Origin of the sequence: Pandoraea captiosa, from assembly GCF_902459775.1 — a bacterium.
Taxonomy (GTDB): Bacteria; Pseudomonadota; Gammaproteobacteria; order Burkholderiales; family Burkholderiaceae; genus Pandoraea; species Pandoraea captiosa.
The window spans coordinates 364,285-384,739 of the sequence record NZ_CABPSQ010000001.1; the positions used below are offsets into that span (position 1 = coordinate 364,285).

The 20,455-nt window shown below is 61.7% G+C and carries 18 protein-coding genes, 4 tRNA genes and 1 pseudogene; 14 read left to right on the forward strand and 9 right to left on the reverse strand.

Features of this window, described 5'->3' with window-relative positions; all coding sequences use genetic code 11:
• Positions 1–15: 15 nt before the first annotated feature.
• From PCA31118_RS01595 to PCA31118_RS01610, 4 genes are all read right to left on the reverse strand, one after another.
• A complete protein-coding gene (locus tag PCA31118_RS01595) occupies positions 16–588 on the reverse strand; it encodes an RDD family protein (protein WP_150622377.1) in 573 nt (190 codons plus the stop codon).
• A gap of 220 nt (positions 589–808) precedes the next feature.
• Positions 809–1,681, reverse strand: coding sequence for a DUF3106 domain-containing protein (locus PCA31118_RS01600; protein WP_174990295.1), 873 nt, complete (start codon positions 1,679–1,681; stop codon positions 809–811).
• A gap of 22 nt (positions 1,682–1,703) precedes the next feature.
• A complete protein-coding gene (locus PCA31118_RS01605) occupies positions 1,704–2,132 on the reverse strand; it encodes a DUF3619 family protein (protein WP_150622381.1) in 429 nt (142 codons plus the stop codon).
• Complete coding sequence (locus PCA31118_RS01610) at positions 2,129–2,701, reverse strand: RNA polymerase sigma factor (protein ID WP_044456185.1); 573 nt, start codon at positions 2,699–2,701, stop codon at positions 2,129–2,131. The genes PCA31118_RS01605 and PCA31118_RS01610 overlap by 4 nt, the downstream gene beginning before the upstream one ends.
• A gap of 479 nt (positions 2,702–3,180) precedes the next feature.
• Between PCA31118_RS01610 and PCA31118_RS01615 the strand changes: the two genes are divergently transcribed.
• The 7 genes from PCA31118_RS01615 to PCA31118_RS01645 all read left to right on the forward strand — a co-directional run bounded on the left by PCA31118_RS01615 (position 3,181) and on the right by PCA31118_RS01645 (position 11,400).
• A complete protein-coding gene (locus tag PCA31118_RS01615) occupies positions 3,181–4,950 on the forward strand; it encodes an acetolactate synthase 3 catalytic subunit (RefSeq protein ID WP_044456184.1) in 1,770 nt (589 codons plus the stop codon).
• A 90-nt stretch (positions 4,951–5,040) separates the two neighbouring features.
• Entirely contained in the window at positions 5,041–5,532 is a 492-nt protein-coding gene (gene ilvN / locus PCA31118_RS01620) for an acetolactate synthase small subunit (protein WP_039397629.1), read from the forward strand.
• 77 nt (positions 5,533–5,609) lie between these two features.
• Positions 5,610–6,626, forward strand: a complete 1,017-nt coding sequence (gene ilvC, locus PCA31118_RS01625; protein WP_044456183.1) for a ketol-acid reductoisomerase — start codon at positions 5,610–5,612, stop codon at positions 6,624–6,626.
• Between the two features lie 436 nt (positions 6,627–7,062).
• Positions 7,063–7,698, forward strand: coding sequence for a phosphatidylserine decarboxylase (locus PCA31118_RS01630; protein ID WP_044458230.1), 636 nt, complete (start codon positions 7,063–7,065; stop codon positions 7,696–7,698).
• A 199-nt stretch (positions 7,699–7,897) separates the two neighbouring features.
• Complete coding sequence (pssA, locus tag PCA31118_RS01635) at positions 7,898–8,773, forward strand: CDP-diacylglycerol--serine O-phosphatidyltransferase (RefSeq protein ID WP_044456182.1); 876 nt, start codon at positions 7,898–7,900, stop codon at positions 8,771–8,773.
• 228 nt (positions 8,774–9,001) lie between these two features.
• Positions 9,002–9,484 (forward strand): peptidoglycan-binding protein LysM, encoded by a 483-nt coding sequence (gene lysM / locus PCA31118_RS01640; RefSeq protein WP_150622383.1) that lies wholly within the window; start codon positions 9,002–9,004, stop codon positions 9,482–9,484.
• Between the two features lie 371 nt (positions 9,485–9,855).
• A complete protein-coding gene (locus PCA31118_RS01645; protein WP_044456180.1) occupies positions 9,856–11,400 on the forward strand; it encodes a 2-isopropylmalate synthase in 1,545 nt (514 codons plus the stop codon).
• Between the two features lie 12 nt (positions 11,401–11,412).
• On the opposite strand, the gene PCA31118_RS01650 is transcribed toward PCA31118_RS01645, so the two are convergent.
• From PCA31118_RS01650 to PCA31118_RS01665, 4 genes and pseudogenes are all read right to left on the reverse strand, one after another.
• A complete protein-coding gene (locus tag PCA31118_RS01650) occupies positions 11,413–11,820 on the reverse strand; it encodes a DUF417 family protein (RefSeq protein WP_150622385.1) in 408 nt (135 codons plus the stop codon).
• A gap of 189 nt (positions 11,821–12,009) precedes the next feature.
• The gene (locus PCA31118_RS01655; RefSeq protein WP_174990296.1) at positions 12,010–12,321 is read right to left on the reverse strand and encodes a DUF4148 domain-containing protein; all 312 of its coding nucleotides are present in this window, start codon (positions 12,319–12,321) and stop codon (positions 12,010–12,012) included.
• Between the two features lie 245 nt (positions 12,322–12,566).
• Positions 12,567–12,728: pseudogene (locus PCA31118_RS27265) on the reverse strand (RNA polymerase subunit sigma); the annotation flags it as partial.
• 14 nt (positions 12,729–12,742) lie between these two features.
• Complete coding sequence (locus PCA31118_RS01665) at positions 12,743–13,270, reverse strand: hypothetical protein (protein ID WP_150623646.1); 528 nt, start codon at positions 13,268–13,270, stop codon at positions 12,743–12,745.
• Between the two features lie 302 nt (positions 13,271–13,572).
• On the opposite strand from PCA31118_RS01665, the gene PCA31118_RS01670 reads away from it, so the two are divergent.
• The 7 genes from PCA31118_RS01670 (at position 13,573) to PCA31118_RS01700 (ending at position 18,807) form a co-directional block, all read left to right on the forward strand.
• On the forward strand, positions 13,573–14,793 hold the full coding sequence (locus PCA31118_RS01670; protein WP_150622389.1) for a branched-chain amino acid ABC transporter substrate-binding protein: 1,221 nt from the start codon (positions 13,573–13,575) through the stop codon (positions 14,791–14,793).
• 291 nt (positions 14,794–15,084) lie between these two features.
• A complete protein-coding gene (gene rpsO, locus PCA31118_RS01675) occupies positions 15,085–15,354 on the forward strand; it encodes a 30S ribosomal protein S15 (protein ID WP_044456177.1) in 270 nt (89 codons plus the stop codon).
• A gap of 405 nt (positions 15,355–15,759) precedes the next feature.
• The gene (gene pnp, locus PCA31118_RS01680; RefSeq protein ID WP_150622391.1) at positions 15,760–17,916 is read left to right on the forward strand and encodes a polyribonucleotide nucleotidyltransferase; all 2,157 of its coding nucleotides are present in this window, start codon (positions 15,760–15,762) and stop codon (positions 17,914–17,916) included.
• Positions 17,917–18,134: 218 nt separating this feature from the next.
• Positions 18,135–18,210, forward strand: a tRNA-Ala gene (locus PCA31118_RS01685).
• A 170-nt stretch (positions 18,211–18,380) separates the two neighbouring features.
• Positions 18,381–18,456, forward strand: a tRNA-Glu gene (locus tag PCA31118_RS01690).
• A 98-nt stretch (positions 18,457–18,554) separates the two neighbouring features.
• Positions 18,555–18,631: transfer RNA gene (locus PCA31118_RS01695), tRNA-Asp, on the forward strand.
• Positions 18,632–18,730: 99 nt separating this feature from the next.
• Positions 18,731–18,807 (forward strand) — tRNA-Asp (locus PCA31118_RS01700).
• A 276-nt stretch (positions 18,808–19,083) separates the two neighbouring features.
• Here PCA31118_RS01700 and gudD read toward each other — a convergent pair.
• A complete protein-coding gene (gudD, locus tag PCA31118_RS01705; RefSeq protein WP_150622393.1) occupies positions 19,084–20,412 on the reverse strand; it encodes a glucarate dehydratase in 1,329 nt (442 codons plus the stop codon).
• Positions 20,413–20,455 lie beyond the last annotated feature (43 nt).

The window sequence follows — 20,455 nt, forward strand, 5'->3', positions numbered from 1 at the left end:
CGACTCATCGGCGGCTCATTTGCCCAATACGCTGACAAGCCGCGTGCCTGCCAGCCGATCATGGAGGAACTGGTGATCCGGCGTCACGTGCATGGTCAGCGCCCAGAGCGCGACCCATCCCGCCAGCAGCGCGACGCTGCTCCAGCCCGTCAGCCCGAATATCCAGTCGATCGCCATGGCCGGGAGTACCCAGAGCCATGCCAGGACATAGCGCAGCAGCGCGCGGCCTGCGCGCACCGGCCGACCGTGCGCGTCGACCAGACGGATTTTCCAGGTCTTCATCGCGAGCGTTTGTCCGCCGTGGGTCCAGAACCAAACGAAATACGCACCGAGGACGAAAAACAGCCACGCCTGCATGGCATGGCGGTACATCAGGCCGCTGCGCTGCTGCGTCAGGGCGCTGAAGAGGTATCCGGACAGAAAGAGTACGCCGAAGAGCAATAGGGACTCGTACACCATCGACAGCACGCGGCGGCGCAGCGTCGGGACGGCATGGCTCGCCGGCGCGCCTTCGGCGGGTGCCGACGTCTGAGGCGCACGAGGAGAGCGGGACGGCTTGGCGGGCTGAGTCGTAGCGGTGTCGGTCATCGCGGCGTGGTCTGGCGTCGAGTCTGCGTCTTATGGTCGGAAGTCTAGCGGTGCGGCAGTGCGTTTGTGCTCGTGCGATGTGTGTTCGCGCCGGGCGCGTCGCCCATTATGCGGAAGATTGCGTGGATGGGCCAGCCAGCCCGAGGCAGGGGGGGCATCGCAAACGAAAACGGCCGCCCGAAGGCGGCCGTCGTGCGTCGACATAGTGCGACGCAGTGCGTTAGTTGTGGTGGTACAGGTCCGAATTGAAGACGGCGTCGCCGCTCTTGTCGCCACTCTTTTCCCCGTTGGCCGGCGCGGCGCTCGCCGTGCCGTTGCTGGCGGCCGCCGGTGCCGGGGCGGACGCCGACGAGGCGGCGGCCACGGCGCCGGAAGCGGCGCTTGGCGCCGAGGCTGTCGGAGCGGGTACCGGCAACGCGCCGTTCTTGGCGGCCGCGCCGACGTCCTTGCGATGCACGGCAGCGTAAGGATTCTTCACGCCCGAGCGGCCCGACGGCGGCGCGCTGACCACGTTGGGACGGTTGGACAGCTTCTTGTCATCGGCCGCCAGGCGTTTTTTCTGTTCTTCCGTGAGCTGCTGATACTGCTCCCACACCTGCACCTTGCGCTCCGGCGGCAAGGTCTTGGCGTTCTGATAGCTCTCACGCGCCAATTGGCGTTGCTCAGGCGTCAGACGCACCCAGTCGGCCATCCGGTCGTGCAGGCGCTTGCGAGCGTCGGGCGACAGCGTGCGGAAACGCTTGGCAATCTCGATCCACTTCTCGCGTTGACGCTCGCTCATGCGGTTCCAATCCTGGGAGAGTGGCGCAAGCGCTTCCTGCTGTTCCGCATTGAGTTTCGCCCAGGCGCCGCCCGGCGAGGGCAGTGCTGCCGTGGGCGTGCTGGCGTTGACGGAGGATGCACCGGTACTGAGCGCGCCGACCGGTGCGGACGATGCGCTTTGCGCACCAGTGCCGGCCGAGGCGCTGCTGTCGATCACCGGCGGTACGTCCGATACCGGTTCCGGCGCTGGCGAGCGGCGCAGCGCGGCCGTGCCGGCAATTGCGGCGACGACCAGCGCGGCGACCAGAAAAAGTACGTTGCGTCGCGTCACTGGGTGGTCTTGGATGGGGGGACTACTGGGCACGCTTCACGTAGGCGTTGAAACCGTGATCGGCATACGCCGACAGCGGAAGTTCATCGCTCAATACGGCGGCATCGATATCCGCCAGGTCCTGAATATGCTGCTGATGTTCCCAATACGCAATGCCCGCCAGACCGACGACCAGAGCGGCGAGCGGCCAGAGCAGGCCCAGACGCGCGAGTTTGTCGAACACGCGACGCGGCCCGCCGATCTCCGGCGATTGCACGGTGCCGACACCCGCGAGCACCAGCGCCGGTTGCGCGACGGCGACCGGTTCGGGCTTCTTGCGGGCGAGCGCCTCCTGGCGCGCGGCGGCCAGCCGGGCTGCGATGTTCGGCGACGGCGAATCGGACGCTTCGTCCAATGCCCGACGCACGCGATGTGCGAAGCGAATTTCCCTCGTTTCCAGATCGTGACTCATAACCTGATCCCTTTTGCCTTCAACGCCTGTGCCAACGCGTGGGTGGCACGCGAACAGTGCGTCTTGACGCTGCCTTCGGAGCACCCCATCGTGGCGGCGGTCTCGGCAACGTCCATGTCCTCCCAATAACGCATGAGGAAGGCTTCTCGTTGACGTGTCGGTAGTTTCTGTATTTCCGCCTCGATAAGCGTGAGGATTTCGGCACGTGAAACCGAGTCTTCGCTGCTCTCGGTCTGCACTGACCCATCTTCGCCCAGCAAGGTTTCCAGCGGGTCGAAATCGTCGCGCTCGTCGTCTCCCGGACCGGCGAGATTGGAGAATAGCGTCACCCAGGTGTTGCGCACCTTCTGGCGGCGGAAATAGTCGTGAATGGTGTTCTGGAGGATGCGCGTGAACAGCAACGGCAAGTCGGCCGGCGGCTTGTCGCCGTACTTCTCGGCCAGACGGATCATTGCATCCTGAACGATATCGAGGGCGGCCTCGTCATCGCGTACGGCATAGACGGCCTGCTTGAAAGCGCGCCGCTCGATGCCCGCGAGAAAATCCGCCAGTTCCTTGTCAGATGCCATCCGGTGGGGTACACGCAGCGTCTGCCGCTGCGCCTGTGAAATGCCGTGTAAGCGTAAAGATTACGTAAAGATCGCGTAGTCGGTGCGGATGCTACCAAAAACGCGCTTGCCTGTAACCGCTTTTGCTTTCGGTCGTGTCGCGTCGTGTTGCGTTGCGTGCCATGGCTTGACGATTCCCACAGAGGGAAGTTCGTCAGGTTCCTATCGTGTGAGGATTGTGCACCACCATGGGACGGTATGCGGCGGGGTGTGGGAATTTTGCGAAGCGCACTTCGCGATTGTGCTGCAAATGCATAAACTTGCTTGACCATTTTGCTGCAAACCAGTAATGTTGCCAGTTCGCAATATCTGTGATTGTCTCAATATCGGCACGCCTATCCGGTGTGTCCATCATTCAGACGCGCAGCTTGAGCCCGGACCACAAGTTCGTGGGGAGAGCACCCGATCAAAATTTTTGCCGAAACTTTGAAAGGTCGACGATGAACATGCCAAGCGCGGAATTCTCCGAGGCGGAAGCTACACGCCACCAAAATACTTCCGAAGACATGATTGGCGCCGAGATCCTCGTGCGCTCGCTTCAGGAAGAAGGGGTCGAACATCTGTGGGGTTATCCCGGCGGTTCGGTTCTCTACATCTACGACGAACTCTACAAGCAGGACAAGATCCAGCACATTCTGGTGCGCCATGAGCAGGCAGCCGTACATGCGGCCGACGCTTATTCGCGTTCCACCGACAAGGTCGGCGTGTGCCTCGTGACGTCCGGCCCCGGCGTGACCAATGCGGTCACCGGGATTGCCACGGCGTACATGGATTCGATTCCGCTCGTCATCATCACCGGGCAGGTGCCCACGGCCGCGATCGGTCAGGACGCCTTCCAGGAGTGCGACACGGTCGGCATTACCCGTCCGTGCGTGAAGCACAACTTCCTTGTGAAGGATGTGCGCGATCTCGCCGCCACGATCAAGAAAGCCTTCTACATCGCCAAGACGGGCCGTCCGGGCCCGGTGCTGGTCGATATTCCGAAGGACGTTTCCAAGGCCCGTTGCCGCTTCGAGTATCCGAAGTCGGTGGCGCTGCGCTCGTACAACCCGGTGACGAAGGGCCATTCGGGCCAGATCCGCAAGGCGATGAGCCTGCTGCTCTCGGCCAAGCGCCCCTATATCTACACCGGTGGCGGCATCATTCTGGCCGACGCATCGAAGGAACTGAACCAGTTCTGCGATCTGCTCGGCTATCCGGTGACCAATACGCTCATGGGCCTGGGCGGGTATCGTGCGAGCGATCCCAAGTTCCTCGGCATGCTGGGCATGCACGGCACGTATGAAGCCAACATGGCCATGCAGCACTGCGACGTGCTCATCGCCATCGGTGCGCGCTTCGACGACCGCGTGATCGGCAACCCGGAACACTTCTCCTCGAACGCCCGCAAGATCATTCACATCGACATCGACCCGTCGTCGATTTCCAAGCGTGTGAAGGTCGACATTCCGATCGTCGGCGACGTGAAGGAAGTGTTGCGCGAGATGATCGAGAATCTGCAAACGGCCGAGCATGGCCCGGACGCCGCGGCGCTGGCCGACTGGTGGAAGCAGATCGAGCAATGGCGCTCGCGCGATTGCCTCGCGTTCGACCGCGAGAGCGAGATCATCAAGCCCCAGCACGTGGTCGAGACGTACTGGAAGCTCACGGACGGCGAAGCCTTCGTGTGCTCGGACGTCGGTCAGCACCAGATGTGGGCCGCGCAGTACTATCGCTTCAACAAGCCGCGCCGCTGGATCAACTCCGGCGGTCTGGGCACGATGGGCTTTGGCCTGCCGGCGGCCATGGGCGTGAAGATGGCGCATCCGGATGCCGAAGTCGCCTGTATCACCGGCGAAGGCTCGATCCAGATGTGTATTCAGGAGCTCTCGACGTGCCTGCAATACCGCACGCCGGTCAAGATTCTGTCGCTCAACAACCGCTATCTGGGCATGGTTCGCCAGTGGCAGCAGATCGAATACAGCAAGCGTTACTCCAGTTCGTACATGGACGCGCTGCCGGACTTCGTGAAGCTCGCCGAGGCGTACGGTCATGTGGGCATGCGCATCGAAAAGTCGTCGGACGTCGAGCCGGCACTGCGCGAAGCACTGGCCCTGAAGGATCGTACGGTATTCATGGATTTCCAAACGGATCCCACCGAAAACGTCTGGCCGATGGTCCAGGCGGGCAAGGGCATCAGCGAGATGCTGCTCGGTTCGGAAGATCTGTAAGACGACGCGGCACGTTCGCGCTGCCAGCGAATGCCGGTTCGACCGGCGTGCGGGCGCGACGTCCCAAACCAGGACAATCCGGGATACACCATGAGGCACATTATTTCTGTTTTGCTCGAGAACGAGCCGGGCGCGCTGTCGCGCGTGGTCGGGCTGTTTTCGGCACGTGGCTACAATATCGAGACCCTCACCGTTGCGCCGACCGAAGACCGGTCGCTCTCACGCATGACGGTGGTCACGACGGGCTCCGATGACGTGATCGAGCAGATCACCAAGCACCTGAACCGACTCATCGAAGTGGTGAAGGTGGTGGATCTGACCGAGGGCGCGCACATCGAGCGCGAGCTCATGCTCATCAAGGTTCGCGCGGTGGGCAAGGAGCGGGAAGAGATGAAGCGGATGTCGGATATTTTCCGCGGCCGCATCATTGACGTTACGGAAAAGACCTATACGATCGAGCTCACCGGAAATTCGTCGAAACTCGACGCATTCATCGAAGGGCTCGACCAGACGGCGATTCTCGAGACGGTTCGTACCGGTGGCTCGGGCATCGGACGCGGTGAGCGCATCCTGAAGGTCTGACCGGCAACGGCAACGCGGTAAGCGGATTTCGATCCATTCTGATTTCAGTTTATTTTTGGTAATACGGGACACTCCAAATGAAAGTTTTCTACGACAAAGACGCCGACCTCTCCCTCATCAAGGGCAAGCAAGTCACGATCATCGGTTACGGCTCGCAAGGCCACGCCCACGCACAGAACCTGAAGGACAGCGGCGTGAACGTGACGGTCGGTCTGCGCAAGAACGGCGCTTCGTGGAACAAGGCGGTCAACGCCGGCCTGAACACCAAGGAAGTGGCGGAAGCCGTGAAGTCGGCCGACATCGTCATGATGCTGCTGCCGGATGAGCAGATCGCCGACGTGTACAAGAACGAAGTTCACGCCAACATCAAGGAAGGCGCAGCCCTGGCCTTCGCTCACGGCTTCAACGTGCACTACGGCGCCGTGATCCCGCGCGCCGACCTCGACGTCATCATGATCGCCCCGAAGGCCCCGGGCCACACGGTGCGCTCGACGTACTCGCAAGGCGGCGGCGTGCCGCACCTGATCGCCGTGGCGCAGGACAAGTCGGGCGCTGCTCGCGACATCGCGCTGTCGTACGCTGCAGCTAACGGCGGCGGCCGTGCCGGCATCATCGAAACCAACTTCCGCGAAGAGACGGAAACCGACCTGTTCGGCGAACAAGCCGTGCTGTGCGGTGGTACCGTCGAGCTGATCAAGGCTGGTTTCGAAACGCTGGTGGAAGCGGGCTACGCACCGGAAATGGCCTACTTCGAGTGCCTGCACGAACTCAAGCTGATCGTCGACCTGATCTATGAAGGCGGTATCGCCAACATGAACTACTCGATCTCGAACAACGCCGAATACGGCGAATACGTCACTGGCCCGCGCGTTGTGACGGAAGAGACGAAGAAGGCCATGAAGCAGTGCCTGAAGGACATCCAGACCGGCGAATACGCCAAGTCGTTCCTGCTGGAAAACAAGGCCGGCGCTCCGACCCTGATCTCGCGTCGTCGTCTGACGGCCGAGCACCAGATCGAGGAAGTGGGCGGCAAGCTGCGCGCGATGATGCCGTGGATCGCCAAGAACAAGCTGGTCGACCAGTCGAAGAACTAAGCCGTCACCATGACGTGCCGTCCGGTGCGTGCGTTCGGCAATGCCGGGCGACATGCAGCGGCGGCAGACGGTGATGGCGGGCAGGGCGCATGGCGACATGTCGACCCGTAACGCGTGAGCCGTTGCTTCGGGCCGTCCGTTTTGCCGTAGCCGATGAGGCGACGGCAAGGCGGACGGCCTTTTCGTTTGCTGTTCACCGCCCGGATCGCGCTCGCCGCGTTGGCGTTCCCGTGCGGTTCCGGCGTCGTCTCATGGGTGTTTGCGTCGCGCCATCGCCGATTTTTCCCGGTCACGGGAAAGTGACGCGAGCGTGTCGATTGGGGAAAAAGTGTCGCCACGTCGCGCGCATTGCTACAATGCCGCCACGTCACGGTTTGGCCCAATGCAGGCCAACCCGCTCACTCAACCGTTTTACCAAGGACGCGAGTTCAATCGCATGAATTATCCTCACCCGATCATTGCCCGCGAGGGCTGGCCCTTCCTGGGTATCGCCGTCGCCGTCGCGCTCGTCGTGCATTTCGTGGCCGGCGTGTTTTGGGCCGCGCCGTTCTGGGTGATCGCCCTGTTCGTACTGCAATTCTTCCGTGACCCGCCGCGCGAAGTGCCGCAACAGGCCGGCGCCGTGCTCTCCCCGGCAGACGGCCGCATCGTGGCCATCGAAACCACGCAGGATCCCTACGCAGGCCGTGAAGCACTGAAGATCAGCGTGTTCATGAACGTCTTCAATGTCCACTCGAATCGTGCCCCGGTTGACGGCACGGTGACCAAGGTGGAATATTTTCCGGGCCGTTTCTTCAATGCCGATCTGGACAAGGCATCGCTCGAGAACGAGCGCAATGCCCTGGTGATCGATGTGGGCGGTCAGATCGTGACGAGCGTGCAGGTGGCTGGCCTGATTGCGCGCCGCATTCTGTGCTACGTCAAAGCGGGCGATCGCGTCACGCGCGGTCAGCGCTACGGCTTCATCCGTTTCGGTTCGCGCGTAGACGTGTACCTGCCGCTGGGCTCGCGTCCGCGCGTGGCCATTGGCGACAAGGTGTCGGCCACCTCGACGATTCTCGCCGAGCTGTAAGCCACCCGAACTTGCATCGGGGCCGCGGGCGGCAGGGCGACAATGGTCGCGCGCCGCCGGTTCGTCACTTCATGTCCTGTCGGACGACGCGGCTTGCAACTGCTTTCGCTTTTCGCGTTCCAATAGCGGTGATCCGTCGCGGGTCCGCCCGCAGTCTTGGGGTCTGTGAACCGACCCTAGCATCGTCAAGGAGTTATAGATGCCGGAAAACCATCGCGGCCGCTTGCGCAACAATGTCAGGCATCTCTCGCCATTCGGCCGTCACAAGCATCCATCAGAGTCATCGATGAACGAAGACCACGACCCGAGTGTGGACGACGACGTGCCGGTGCGCCCGCGCAATCGCGGCATCTATCTGCTGCCCAACGCGTTCACGACCGCTGCATTGTTCTGCGGCTTTTTCGCCATCGTGCAGGCGATGAACGACCGCTTCGAGCAGGCTGCCATTGCGATCTTCTTTGCGATGGTGCTCGACGGCATGGACGGGCGCGTTGCCCGCATGACAAACACGCAGAGCGCCTTTGGCGAACAGTACGATTCGCTTTCCGACATGACCTCGTTCGGCGTGGCGCCGGCGCTGGTGATGTACGAATGGATTCTGCACGAGATCGGCAAGTGGGGCTGGCTGGCGGCCTTTGTGTACGTGGCGGGCGCGGCACTGCGTCTGGCGCGCTTCAATGCCAACATCGGCGTGGTCGACAAGCGCTTCTTTCAGGGACTGGCCAGTCCGGCTGCGGCGGCGCTGATCGCCGGATTCGTCTGGATTACGATCGACAACAAGCTGCCGGTCAACGTCTACTGGATGCCCTGGGTGGCATTTTTTCTGACGATCTACGCCGGGATGTCGATGGTCTCGAACGCGCCGTTCTACAGTGGCAAGGCGCTCGACGTGCGCCAGCGTGTGTCGTTCGGCGTGGTGCTGCTGTTCATGGTCGGTTTCATCCTGGTGTCTTCCGACCCGCCGCTGGCGCTGTTCGGCATGTTCTGTGTCTACAGCATGTCGGGCTACGTGTTGTGGGCAATTCGTTTCGTGAAGGGCCGTCGGCAGCGGATTTTCGGCGAAGTCGACGAATAAATGGGTTCGAACAAGGGGCGTCCTGGTACGCCCCTTGTCACATCCGCCTGTCAGAGTTGTCAGGCATGCCATCGTCGGGATGTTCTACTCTTGGAGATGGCAGACACCGCAGTACCCCGATGTACCCTGAAGTACCCCCTGCAATACCCCTTGCGGCCCGGGTTGGGCGTGGTCGATCAGGCTGAATCCGGCGCTGTTTCCGCAGTTCGACGTGACGAAGGAGAAATCATGGGCATTCTGGACTTCGTGAAAGAGGCAGGCGAAGCGCTTCTGGGTAAAGCGCAAGCAGCAGAACCACCGGCACCCGGCCCCGACGCCGATGCGGCCAACCGCGCAGCGGGTGAGGCCATCGAAAATTACATCAAGACCCAAAATCTGGATGTGACCGCGCTGAACGTCGAATTCGACGGCGCGACGCGCACGGTGACCGCCTACGGTGTGGCCGCGGATCAGGCGACCAAGGAAAAGGTGTTGCTGTGCTGCGGCAACGTCAAGGGGGTGGTGAGTGTGGACGACAAGATGTCCGTATCGACGGCGTCGCCGGAGGCGAAGTACTACACCGTCAAGTCGGGCGACACGCTCTCCGCAATCTCGAAGGCCGAGTACGGCGACGCCAACAAGTACAACGCCATCTTCGAAGCCAACAAGCCCATGCTCTCCAGTCCGGACAGGATCTATCCGGGCCAGAAACTGCGGATTCCGCCGCTGTAACGATGCGCTCCGTTTGACCTTCAGCCCGGCCTCGCGCCGGGCTGTTTCGTTTCGGCGTCGGCACGCCCGGAGTCCCATTGCCACGGGCTTCGCCGCCGGGTCATCGCGTTGCGAAAACCCCCGATTGCGACTATATTGGCGCTCATGATTTCAGGCGCCATTCCGGCACCGGGCCTTCCTCTCGCACCGCCAACGCCATGCCGTTTCTCCGCCTTCGGGCCGGTCATGCCTGCGCGCGTGGCGCGCTGATTCCCTTCCGGTAGTTGCCCGCCGTCGTCGGCCATGGCCGCCTGGGCTTCGGCCTGCGCAGGCGCCGCCGCCGGACAATCAAGAACAAATCGACCCCTTCGAGATCCCCACAGGAGCAAAACATGGCTGACAAGCTGATCATTTTCGATACGACCCTGCGCGACGGCGAACAGTCGCCGGGCGCGTCGATGACGCGCGACGAGAAGATCCGCATCGCCCGTCAACTGGAGCGTCTGCGCGTGGATGTCATCGAAGCCGGTTTCGCTGCCAGCTCGAACGGTGATTTCGAAGCGATTCAGGCCATTGCCGGCATTGTCAAGGACAGCACGGTGTGCTCGCTCGCGCGCGCCAACGACCGCGACATTGCCCGTGCCGCCGAAGCCCTCAAGGGCGCGAATTCGTCGCGTATCCACACCTTCATCGCCACGTCGCCGCTGCACATGGAGAAGAAGCTGCGCATGACGCCCGATCAGGTGTTCGAGCAGGCGAAGCTGGCCGTGCGTTATGCGCGCCAGTTCACGGACAACATCGAATTCTCCCCGGAAGACGGCAGCCGCTCCGATCTGGACTTCCTTTGCCGCGTGCTCGAAGCCGTGATCGACGAAGGGGCGACGACCATCAACGTGGCCGATACGGTGGGCTACGGCGTGCCGGAGCTTTACGGGCAACTGGTGCGCACGCTGCGCGAGCGCGTGCCGAACTCGGACAAGGCCGTCTGGTCGGTGCACTGTCATAACGACCTGGGCATGGCCGTGGCGAACTCGCTGGCCGGGGTGCAACTGGGCGGTGCGCGTCAGATCGAGTGCACGATCAACGGGCTTGGCGAGCGTGCGGGCAACACGTCGCTCGAAGAAGTCGTAATGGCGCTCAAGACCCGCAAGGACTACTTCGGCCTCGATCTTGGCATCGATACCACACAGATCGTGCCGGCCTCGAAGCTCGTCTCGCAAATCACCGGCTTCAACGTGCAGCCGAACAAGGCCGTCGTGGGCGCAAACGCGTTCGCACACGCTTCCGGTATTCATCAGGATGGTGTGCTCAAGGCGCGCGACACCTACGAGATCATGCGTGCGGAAGATGTGGGCTGGACCGCCAACAAGATCGTGCTGGGCAAACTCTCGGGCCGTAACGCGTTCAAGCAGCGCTTGCAGGAACTCGGTATCGAGATGGAGTCGGAGCAGGACGTGAACGCGGCGTTCGCCCGCTTCAAGGAGCTCGCCGATCAGAAGGCCGAGATTTTCGACGAAGACATTCTGGCGATCGTCTCGAACGAAGCGCAGGCCGAAGGCGGCGAGCACTTCTACCTCGTGTCGATGGCGCAGCACTCCGAGACCGGCGAGCGTCCGAGCGCGCGCGTGGTGTTCACCGCACAGGGCAAGGAACTCGTGGGCGAGTCCGACGGCAACGGGCCGGTCGATGCGGTGCTCAACGCCATCGAGTCGCAGGTGAAGAGCGGCGCGGAGCAACTGCTGTACTCGGTCAATGCGATCACGACCGGCACGCAGTCGCAAGGGGAAGTGACGGTGCGTCTGTCCAAAGCCGGTCGTATCGTGAACGGCGTGGGCACGGACCCGGACATCGTTGCGGCATCGGCCAAGGCGTACCTGTCGGCGCTTAACAAGCTGTACTCGAAGGCCGAGAAGCTGAACCCGCAACTCACGCCGTGATCGTCCGGGATTTCACTGTGATTTCATTGTGATTTCATTGTGATATCGCGGTGATGCCGCGGTAATGTCCCGGTGGTGCGATGGCACGCGAAGTGTCGCGACAGCGCCCGCCCCCTGTTCGTCAGGGGCGGGCGTTTTTGTTATCGCAGCGCGGGATGGCCCGGGCCGTGAAGGCGTAAGTGCCGCTGCGAGTTCGAGGATGCCAACCAGATTGGAAACCGCTTGCGGGCTGAAGATCAGGTAGAGCCAGCCCAGGAGTGGGTGGCTGCTGACCAGCGGAAAAATGGCGGCAGCTTCCTGCGCTGTAAATTTGTAGAGGCCATATCCGGCGAAGACGCCGACGACAGCGTAGCGCGCGAAATGGTAGGCGAGCCGCTCCAGGCGAAGCGCGTTCGGGCAAGGCGTTTGCAAGAGATGCATGGGAAGCTCTCCATCGGATGTCGGCGGTTGCGCTCCGGTGGCCGAATGCACCCCGCCTGAGGAGCGAGTTCGTTCGCGGGTGGTGCCTTGGACTCGCGAACGGCTGACAGTCAGGATGTCGGAAGCGACTGGATTACTGCCCGCGGAACGTCGCGTCGAAGAACGACTGGGGCCGAAGGGCAGGCTTCATCATCGAGGCCGCGGTGACGCGGTTTTTGCCATCTTGTCGAGCGGCGCGGCATCGCCCGTTGCCACGCCCGAGGCCTGATGCATCGGTGCCGTCGACGGCGGCATGGCCTGCTGCGTCAGCTTGCGCTGGGCCGCCTGAAGATTTGCCGGATAACGCGTGTTGTCGCTCGCCGACGTGTAGCCCACATCATGCAGAGCCCAAAGTTCGGCGCGGACTTCGGCGCGAGAGCGCTCGCCTATCGGCGCGGCGGTGGCGAAGCTCGACAGGGTCGAGATGGCGAGGGTCGTGACGGCGAGAATGGACGTCTTCATGGTGGGCATCTCCTGAATGCTGAAGGACAAAAGGTTCGACCGTGCTGCACGTTGGCTGCCGATCGCACCGTTTAGTCGTGCGGAGATGCCGGATATGACAGCGGCAATGGAAAAAACTTTACCGGTCGTCTTCCGGGCGTGAATCCGTATCGATCCGACCTGAGCTTACCCGCGCGATGAGGCGAAGCGTCGCGAGACGGGAGGCGTAGGCACGGCATCCGGAACAGCGCAGCAGATGGACGTGCGCCCGCGAATTTGCCCGACGACAGACAGGCTGCCGTCAGCGCGTCCTGAACGGCGTCTTCGGCCAGATGGTCATCTCGCAATTGCAATCGGGCGAATCGCAGCAGATCGCGACGAAGATGGGCGAGGTACGTGGCGTCCCAATGCGAATTCGCGGAAATAATGCGCTCTCCTGTGTTCAGAACAGATTGTTATCCCGCTTCTCGTGCAATGGGTCCGGGCTGATTTGCGTGGTCTTGACGATGCCGTCATAGTCGAAATAGAAGTTCATCATCGAGAACCACACGTCATCCTGCTTGAAGCGGTAAGTCCAGACTTCACGTTTCATCAACGGGAATGCCGAAGTCTCGACCGGTTCGCCAAAGTGATGGAGCACGTCGGTTTTCGTCCATTTGTCGATTTCGACCTTATTGAATTCCTGCGTGGAGAGCACCTGTGTCATCGCCAGCATGCGGCCTTGCGCATCGAAGTCGGCAGCGATCGTTTCCTCGCCGAACGGCTTCGTCGGGTACAGCCAGCGTGTGACGCCGGGCGCCAGCGGGTAAACCTCCTTCGGTTTGCCCAGCCGCGCCTGCACTTCCGCTTGCGACGCCATGGGCGGCAGCGTCTGCCACGGCGCCGTGTAGCACGCGGCCAGCGTCGCCGTCAGCGCGCCGGCCACCAGCCAGCGTGCCGATGCCCGCGCGATCCGTCGCGACGCCTGCATGAACCGGGGCGCGCCGCGGTGGCCGGACTGCCTTTGCGTCGACGCCTGAAAAGTATCCTGGCGTGATGGAGAACGATACGTCATGGTGGGCCTCGTGATGATGGGGAATTCCGCAAACATTGCGCGAGAAGGGACGACTGTCGCTTTTGGGTAGGATACCGCCGCCGTTGCGCTTCGTGGGGGCGTGCTGGCTTGCCGCACCAGGGCGCGGACGTTATGATGCGCGCCGAGACACTACTGGGGCCTCGATGAAATCTCAAGCCTTGCTTTCGCGAATTTGCACCGTCCTTTGTACTTTCGGCATGCTTGCCGTCGTTGGTGTGGCACATGCGGCCCCGCCGATTCGCTTCGCGCTCATCGAAGGCATGAGCGGTCCGTTTGGCAACGCCGGCGCCATGGTCGAACGCAATTTGCGGTTCGCGATCGATCGCGTGAACGCACGTGGCGGCGTGAAGCTGCGTGATGGCGCGCACCCACTGGAGCTGACCGTCTTCGATAGCAAGGGCGCGGTCGAGGATAGCCTCGTCCAACTCAAGGCGGCGGGCGATCTCGGCATTCCTTTTGTTCTGCAGGGCAACAGCTCGGCCGTGGCCTCGGCGCTGATCGACGCCATCAACAAGCGAAACGCGCGTGAACCGGGTCAGCGCATGCTGTTTTTCAACTATTCGGCCGTCGACACGGCGCTGACCAACGAGCAGTGCAGCTTCTGGCATTTCGCCTTTGATGCCAACGCCGCGATGCGCATGCAGGCGCTGAGCGAGGCCATCCGACAAGACGACAACATTCAGAAGATCTACCTGCTCAATCAGGATTACAGCTTTGGGCGCCAGGTGGCGGGACTCGCGCGACAGATGATCAGTGCGAAGCGTCCGGACGTGCAGATCGTTGGCGAGCAGTTCAGCCCGGTCGGTCGGGTGAAGGATTTCACGCCATATCTGGCACGCATTCGCGCATCGGGCGCGGATACGGTCGTGACCGGCAGCTGGGGGAACGATCTGACCTTGCTCGTGAAGGCGGCGAGAGAGCAGGGCATGGAACTCAAGTTCTACACCTTCTACGGCAATGCGCTGGGCGCCCCAGCGGCGCTGGGCGATGCGGGTGTCGGGCGCGTGTACGCTGTGGCGGAGTGGCACCCGAATGTGGGGGGCGAGGCGTCGGACGCGTATTACAAGGCGTTCCGGGCGCGTTACCCCGAGGCGCGGGACGACTACCCGCTGCTGCGCATGAGCGTGATGATCGACATGATTGCCTCGGCGCTGGAGCAGGCGGGCACGACGGACGTCACAACGGTGGCGCGTGCCCTCGAGAACCGCCGGGTGCGCGAAGCGCCCGCCGATGCGTGGATGCGTGCCAACGATCATCAGATGATCGAGCCGCTGTATGTCTCCGTGATGCGTCGCGCGGGCGAGCCGAACGTGAAATTCGACAACGAGGGATCGGGGTACGGCTTTCGGACCGTGATGGAGTTGCCGGCGAACAAGGTTGCCCTACCCAGCAGCTGCCGCATGGCGCGCCAGCGCTGACGCGACTTCGGCCCTGGCGCTGGCCGGTCGACTGGGGACGATTGATCTCGGATTTCGAGATAATCTGCGCGATTTTTCAGGATTGTTCTCGTTATCGACCCGTTTCCGACGTTTTCACGGACCATTTCGCCCCGTTCAGGGTGACGCCGTGTGGAAAAAAGTGGCAGTAGAGGCCCAATTCCCGTATAATCGCGCACTTGCAGTTTTGTTTGTGTACGGCAACGTACATGTTTTTCGTAAGTTCACGGCACGGCCATTCTTCCGTGACCGCGTGTATCCAAAGGAAAGAAAATGTCGAACGCAGATATCAAGAAGTCGGAAGTCGTGGCGCAATTCGCCCGCGCCGCAAATGACACCGGCTCGCCCGAAGTTCAGGTTGCGCTGCTCACCACGCGCATCAACGAACTGACCCCGCACTTCAAGGCACACATGAAGGATCACCACAGCCGCCGCGGTCTGCTGCGCATGGTGAGCCGTCGTCGTAAGCTGCTCGACTACCTCAAGGGCAAGGATGCAGACCGCTATCGCGCCCTGATCGAGAAGCTGGGCCTGCGTAAGTAAGCGATTACGATTGCGACGAGATGCCTGTATCAGCGTGCTGATGCAGGCATTTTGTTTTTTGGGCGGTACCTGATTGAAATCCTTTGGACGTCGATCAGGCAACGCGCCCGGCCTCGATGGGCTGGGCGACCGACCGGTTTTCCCCGGTTTTCCCCGGTTTTCTCCGGTTTTCTCCGGTTTTCTCCGGTTTTCTCCGGTTTTCTCCGGTTTTCTCCGGTTTTTCCGATTTACGGGGCCTCGTCGGCAAGCAGGGCTTGTGTCATTCCAGGGTCGTCTCGAGGGCGCACCAATGCGCCTTCTGCGCGGGCTACGCTGGAATGGCATAACACTCCCCCCTGTAAGGCGTCGGGATCACCCCGGCAGCGATATCGCGCCGCTGCTGCATTCGCGCGATTCGATATAGGAGTGCAAATGTTCAATAAAGTCGTGAAGTCTTTCCAGTGGGGACAAAACACGGTTCGCATGGAGACGGGTGAGATTGCTCGCCAGGCCTCCGGTGCCGTGCTCGTCGACATGGACGATACGGTGGTGCTCGCCACGGTTGTCGGCGCAAAGAAGGCCAAGGCTGGCCAGGATTTCTTCCCGCTGACGGTCGATTATCTGGAAAAGACTTACGCCGCCGGCAAGATCCCGGGTGGCTTCTTCAAGCGTGAAGGCCGTCCGTCGGAAAACGAAACGCTGACGTCGCGCCTGATCGATCGCCCGATTCGCCCGCTGTTCCCGGAAGGCTTCTACAACGAAGTCCAGGTCGTGGTGCAAGTCGTGTCGCTGAATCCGGAAGTGCCGGCCGATATCCCGGCCCTCATCGGCGCCTCGGCTGCGCTGGCCATCTCGGGTCTGCCGTTCAATGGCCCGGTCGGTGCCGCCCGTGTGGCCTATGTCGACAGCCAGTACGTGCTCAACCCGTCGCGCGAACAAATCGCCAAGTCGAAGCTCGACCTGGTCGTTGCCGGTACGGAACAAGCGGTGCTGATGGTGGAATCGGAAGCGCAAGAGCTGCCGGAAGATGTGATGCTGGGCGCCGTGGTGTTCGGTCACGAACAGATGCAAACGGCCATCAACGCCATTCACGACCTGGTGCGTGACGGTGGCAAGGCCGAGTGGGAATGGGCGCCGGCTGCCAAGAACGAAGCGCTGATCGCGCAAGTCAGCGAACTGGCCGAAGGTCCGCTGCGCGCGGCCTACCAGACGCGTGAAAAGCAAGCTCGTACGCAACAACTGCGTGCCGTGAGCACGGACGTCATCGCCAAGCTGGCTGAAGCTGCCGCTGCCAAGGGCGAAGCGGCGCCGGACGAAATCGAAGTCGGCAACATTCTGTTCGACCTGGAAGCCAAGATCGTGCGTAGCCAGATTCTGGCTGGCGAGCCGCGTATCGACGGCCGCGACACGCGCACGGTGCGTCCGATCACTATCCGCACCGGCGTGCTGCCGCGCGCTCACGGCTCGGCCCTGTTCACGCGTGGTGAAACGCAGGCACTCGTGGTGGCTACGCTGGGCACCAAGAGCGACGAGCAGATCATCGACGCGCTGCAAGGCGAGTACCGTGATCGCTTCATGCTGCACTACAACTTCCCGCCGTTCTCGACGGGCGAAACCGGTCGCGTGGGTTCGCCCAAGCGTCGCGAAATCGGTCACGGCCGTCTGGCCAAGCGTGCCCTGGTGGCATGCCTGCCGGGCGCCGACGATTTCGGTTATACGGTGCGTGTGGTGTCGGAAATCACGGAATCGAACGGTTCGTCGTCGATGGCTTCGGTCTGCGGCGGTAGCCTCGCCATGATGGACGCCGGTGTGCCGCTGACCTCGCCGGTCGCCGGTATCGCCATGGGCCTGATCCTCGAAGGCAACAAGTTTGCCGTGCTGACCGACATTCTCGGCGACGAAGATCACCTGGGCGACATGGACTTCAAGGTGGCAGGTACGTCCAACGGCGTGACCGCACTTCAGATGGACATCAAGATCCAGGGCATCACCAAGGAAATCATGCAGGTCGCACTGGCGCAAGCCAAGGAAGGCCGTCTGCATATCCTCGCCAAGATGACGGAAGCCCAGTCGGGCGTTCGCACGGAGCTGTCGGAATTCGCGCCGCGCATGGTCACCATCAAGATCAACCCGGAAAAGATCCGTGACGTGATCGGCAAGGGCGGTTCGGTGATTCGCGCGCTGACGGAAGAGACCGGCACGAGCATCGACATTTCGGACGACGGCGTGGTCACCATCGCCAGCCCGAGCGCGGAAGGCATTGCCGAAGCGAAGCGTCGTATCGAACTGATCACCGTGGAAGTCGAAGTGGGTCAGGTCTACGACGGCACCGTGCTCAAGCTGCTCGAGTTCGGCGCGATCGTCTCGGTCCTGCCGGGCAAGGACGGTCTGCTGCACATCTCGGAAATCGCCAACGAGCGCATCAAGGACATCAACGAGTACGTCAAGGAAGGTCAGGCCGTACGCGTGAAGGTGATCCAGCAGGACGACAAGGGTCGCCTGCGTCTGTCGCACAAGGCGTTGACCGAAGAAGAGAAGCAGGGCGGTTCGCTGCTCGTCAAGCGCGAAGGCGACGCTCAGTAAGAACGGGCGTCCAGATGTCATCACCCGGCGCGGCGCGAGTGCGTGCCGCCGCCGTGGAAGGATGACGCTAGGACGACGATGGACGATAGGAAGCGGCGACTCATTCGAGTCGCCGTTTTTTCATCTTTCGCACGGATTCGCAAAATAATGCGGAAAAAATGCGAGAAGGGTATTTACAGGAAATGGGTTTGTCATTAGAATCTCATTTCTCTGTTCGGGGGGGTATAGCTCAGCTGGGAGAGCGCTTGCATGGCATGCAAGAGGTCAGCGGTTCGATCCCGCTTACCTCCACCACGGATTCCGAGGCTTGATTTTCAGGCTGCGTCGAAAGAGCAAGATTCTTGCAAAAACGATGCAAAAAACTTGAAAATAAAGCTTCACAAGCGAAGAAATGTTGTTTAGAATGGCGTTCTTCGCGAAATGCAGTAAGCAGTTAGCGAAACAGACAAAGTTTTGACGATTTTGTCCCCTTCGTCTAGAGGCCTAGGACATCACCCTTTCACGGTGAGTACAGGGGTTCGAATCCCCTAGGGGACGCCAGAATTGGTGCCGGTAGCGAGTCGGTATCAGTTTGAAAATGCCAAGCAGTTGGTGGCGTAAAGCCCGCTGAAAGTTAGGCGGGTTTTTTTGTCGGTTTTGGAGCGGTAGTTCAGTTGGTTAGAATACCGGCCTGTCACGCCGGGGGTCGCGGGTTCGAGCCCCGTCCGCTCCGCCAAAACCTACGAAGTTCGGTGATCTGCGCGTGAAAACGCTGCAACGCCGGGCAACTAGCAGGAAAGCAAAGTGAGTGACATCACGATGCTGCAGCAAGTTTGGAGCGGTAGTTCAGTTGGTTAGAATACCGGCCTGTCACGCCGGGGGTCGCGGGTTCGAGCCCCGTCCGCTCCGCCAAACGAAGAAAGCCCAGGCTTAACCGCCTGGGCTTTTTTTATCCTCATCGTCTCTTCCGCTTGGGACGTTACGCCGTATTCCGACACCTCGCAATGAGGTTTGACGGGCGTATCGATATCCCAATTTTTTCCGCCTCGTCGTGACTTGAATTGCCTTGCGGCGTTTTCGCGTACTTCGTCGGAAATTCGCACATCGCGCGCATGGCGCATTAGCGATGTCGGGGCGTCCGGTATGTGGCCTGCGGACACCCCCGTATTCACTTTCGCATTGGGTTCGTCAGCGCACAAGACACGGGCGTTTCGGATCGAATTTCCAGTCCGCAATGAGATATTGCATGGCAACGCTATCGTCGCGCGCACCGAGTCCGTGTTCGAGGTAAAGCGCGTGCGCCGCTTCCACGGCATCCATATCGAGCGTGACACCGAGGCCGGGAGAGGTCGGCACCTGTACGTTGCCGCCGACGATCTGCAGCGGGTTCTTCGTAAGGTACTGACCATCCTGCCAGATCCAGTGCGTATCGATCGCCGTAATCCTGCCCGGCGCAGCTGCCGCAACGTGCGTGAACATAGCCAGGGAGACATCGAAGTGATTGTTCGAATGGGAGCCCCATGTCAGGCCCCAGTCATGGCACATCTGGGCAACGCGCACGGAGCCTTGCATGGTCCAGAAGTGCGGGTCCGCCAGCGGAATGTCGACCGATTGCAGTTGAATGGCGTGGCCCATCTGCCGCCAATCCGTCGCGATCATGTTGGTCGCTGTCGGTAGTCCGGTCGCGCGACGGAACTCCGCCATGATCTCGCGTCCCGAATAGCCGTTCTCCGCGCCGCAGGGGTCCTCCGCGTAGGCCAGCACGTCGTGCTTGTCGCGGCACAACTGCACCGCTTGTGCGAGCGACCAGGCGCCATTCGGATCGAGCGTGATGCGTGCTTGCGGGAAGCGTTTCGCGAGCGCGGTGACGGCTTCGATCTCCGCTTCGCCATCGAGCACGCCGCCTTTGAGTTTGAAGTCGTGAAAGCCATAACGCTCATGGGCAGCTTCGGCGAGGCGCACCACGGCATCCGGCGTCATGGCCACTTCGGTGCGAACGCGCTCCCAATCGTCGCGCGCGTCCCGGTTGTCGGCGTAAGGGAGGTCGGTGGCGCGACGCTCACCGATGAAGAACAGATAGCCTAGCATCGCGACCTCGCTGCGCTGCTGGCCTTCGCCGAGCAGTGCGGCGACGGGGACTTCCAGGTGCTGACCCAGCAGATCGAGCAGCGCGGCTTCGAGCGCGGTGACAGCGTGGATCGTTGTGCGCAGGTCGAAGGTTTGCAGACCGCGCCCGCCGGCGTCGCGCTCCGCGAACACGCGACGTGTTTGGCCGAGAATCGCCTGAATGTTCGCCACGGATTGCCCGACGACATAGGGGTGTGCGTCTTCCAGCGTCTTGCGAATCGATTCTCCGCCGGGGACTTCTCCAACGCCGACATGCCCGGCACTGTCCTGAAGAATGACAAGGTTGCGGGTGAAGAACGGCGCGTGCGCGCCGCTCAGGTTCAGCAGCATGCTGTCGCGACCCGCGACGGGAATGACGCGCAATTCGGTGACGATGGGGGTTCGGCTCATGGCAGGGAACGGTGATCAGACCAAAGGGAGTCAGTGGTTGCGA

Coding starts and splice junctions, on each gene's coding strand:
- PCA31118_RS01595 (WP_150622377.1), bottom strand. CDS start 588: ATGACCGACACCGCTACGACTCAGCCCGCCAAGCCGTCCCGCTCTCCT.
- PCA31118_RS01605 (WP_150622381.1), bottom strand. CDS start 2,132: ATGAGTCACGATCTGGAAACGAGGGAAATTCGCTTCGCACATCGCGTG.
- PCA31118_RS01610 (WP_044456185.1), bottom strand. CDS start 2,701: ATGGCATCTGACAAGGAACTGGCGGATTTTCTCGCGGGCATCGAGCGG.
- PCA31118_RS01615 (WP_044456184.1), top strand. CDS start 3,181: ATGAACATGCCAAGCGCGGAATTCTCCGAGGCGGAAGCTACACGCCAC.
- ilvN (WP_039397629.1), top strand. CDS start 5,041: ATGAGGCACATTATTTCTGTTTTGCTCGAGAACGAGCCGGGCGCGCTG.
- ilvC (WP_044456183.1), top strand. CDS start 5,610: ATGAAAGTTTTCTACGACAAAGACGCCGACCTCTCCCTCATCAAGGGC.
- PCA31118_RS01630 (WP_044458230.1), top strand. CDS start 7,063: ATGAATTATCCTCACCCGATCATTGCCCGCGAGGGCTGGCCCTTCCTG.
- pssA (WP_044456182.1), top strand. CDS start 7,898: ATGCCGGAAAACCATCGCGGCCGCTTGCGCAACAATGTCAGGCATCTC.
- lysM (WP_150622383.1), top strand. CDS start 9,002: ATGGGCATTCTGGACTTCGTGAAAGAGGCAGGCGAAGCGCTTCTGGGT.
- PCA31118_RS01645 (WP_044456180.1), top strand. CDS start 9,856: ATGGCTGACAAGCTGATCATTTTCGATACGACCCTGCGCGACGGCGAA.
- PCA31118_RS01650 (WP_150622385.1), bottom strand. CDS start 11,820: ATGCATCTCTTGCAAACGCCTTGCCCGAACGCGCTTCGCCTGGAGCGG.
- PCA31118_RS01655 (WP_174990296.1), bottom strand. CDS start 12,321: ATGAAGACGTCCATTCTCGCCGTCACGACCCTCGCCATCTCGACCCTG.
- PCA31118_RS01665 (WP_150623646.1), bottom strand. CDS start 13,270: ATGCAGGCGTCGCGACGGATCGCGCGGGCATCGGCACGCTGGCTGGTG.
- PCA31118_RS01670 (WP_150622389.1), top strand. CDS start 13,573: ATGCTTGCCGTCGTTGGTGTGGCACATGCGGCCCCGCCGATTCGCTTC.
- rpsO (WP_044456177.1), top strand. CDS start 15,085: ATGTCGAACGCAGATATCAAGAAGTCGGAAGTCGTGGCGCAATTCGCC.
- gudD (WP_150622393.1), bottom strand. CDS start 20,412: ATGAGCCGAACCCCCATCGTCACCGAATTGCGCGTCATTCCCGTCGCG.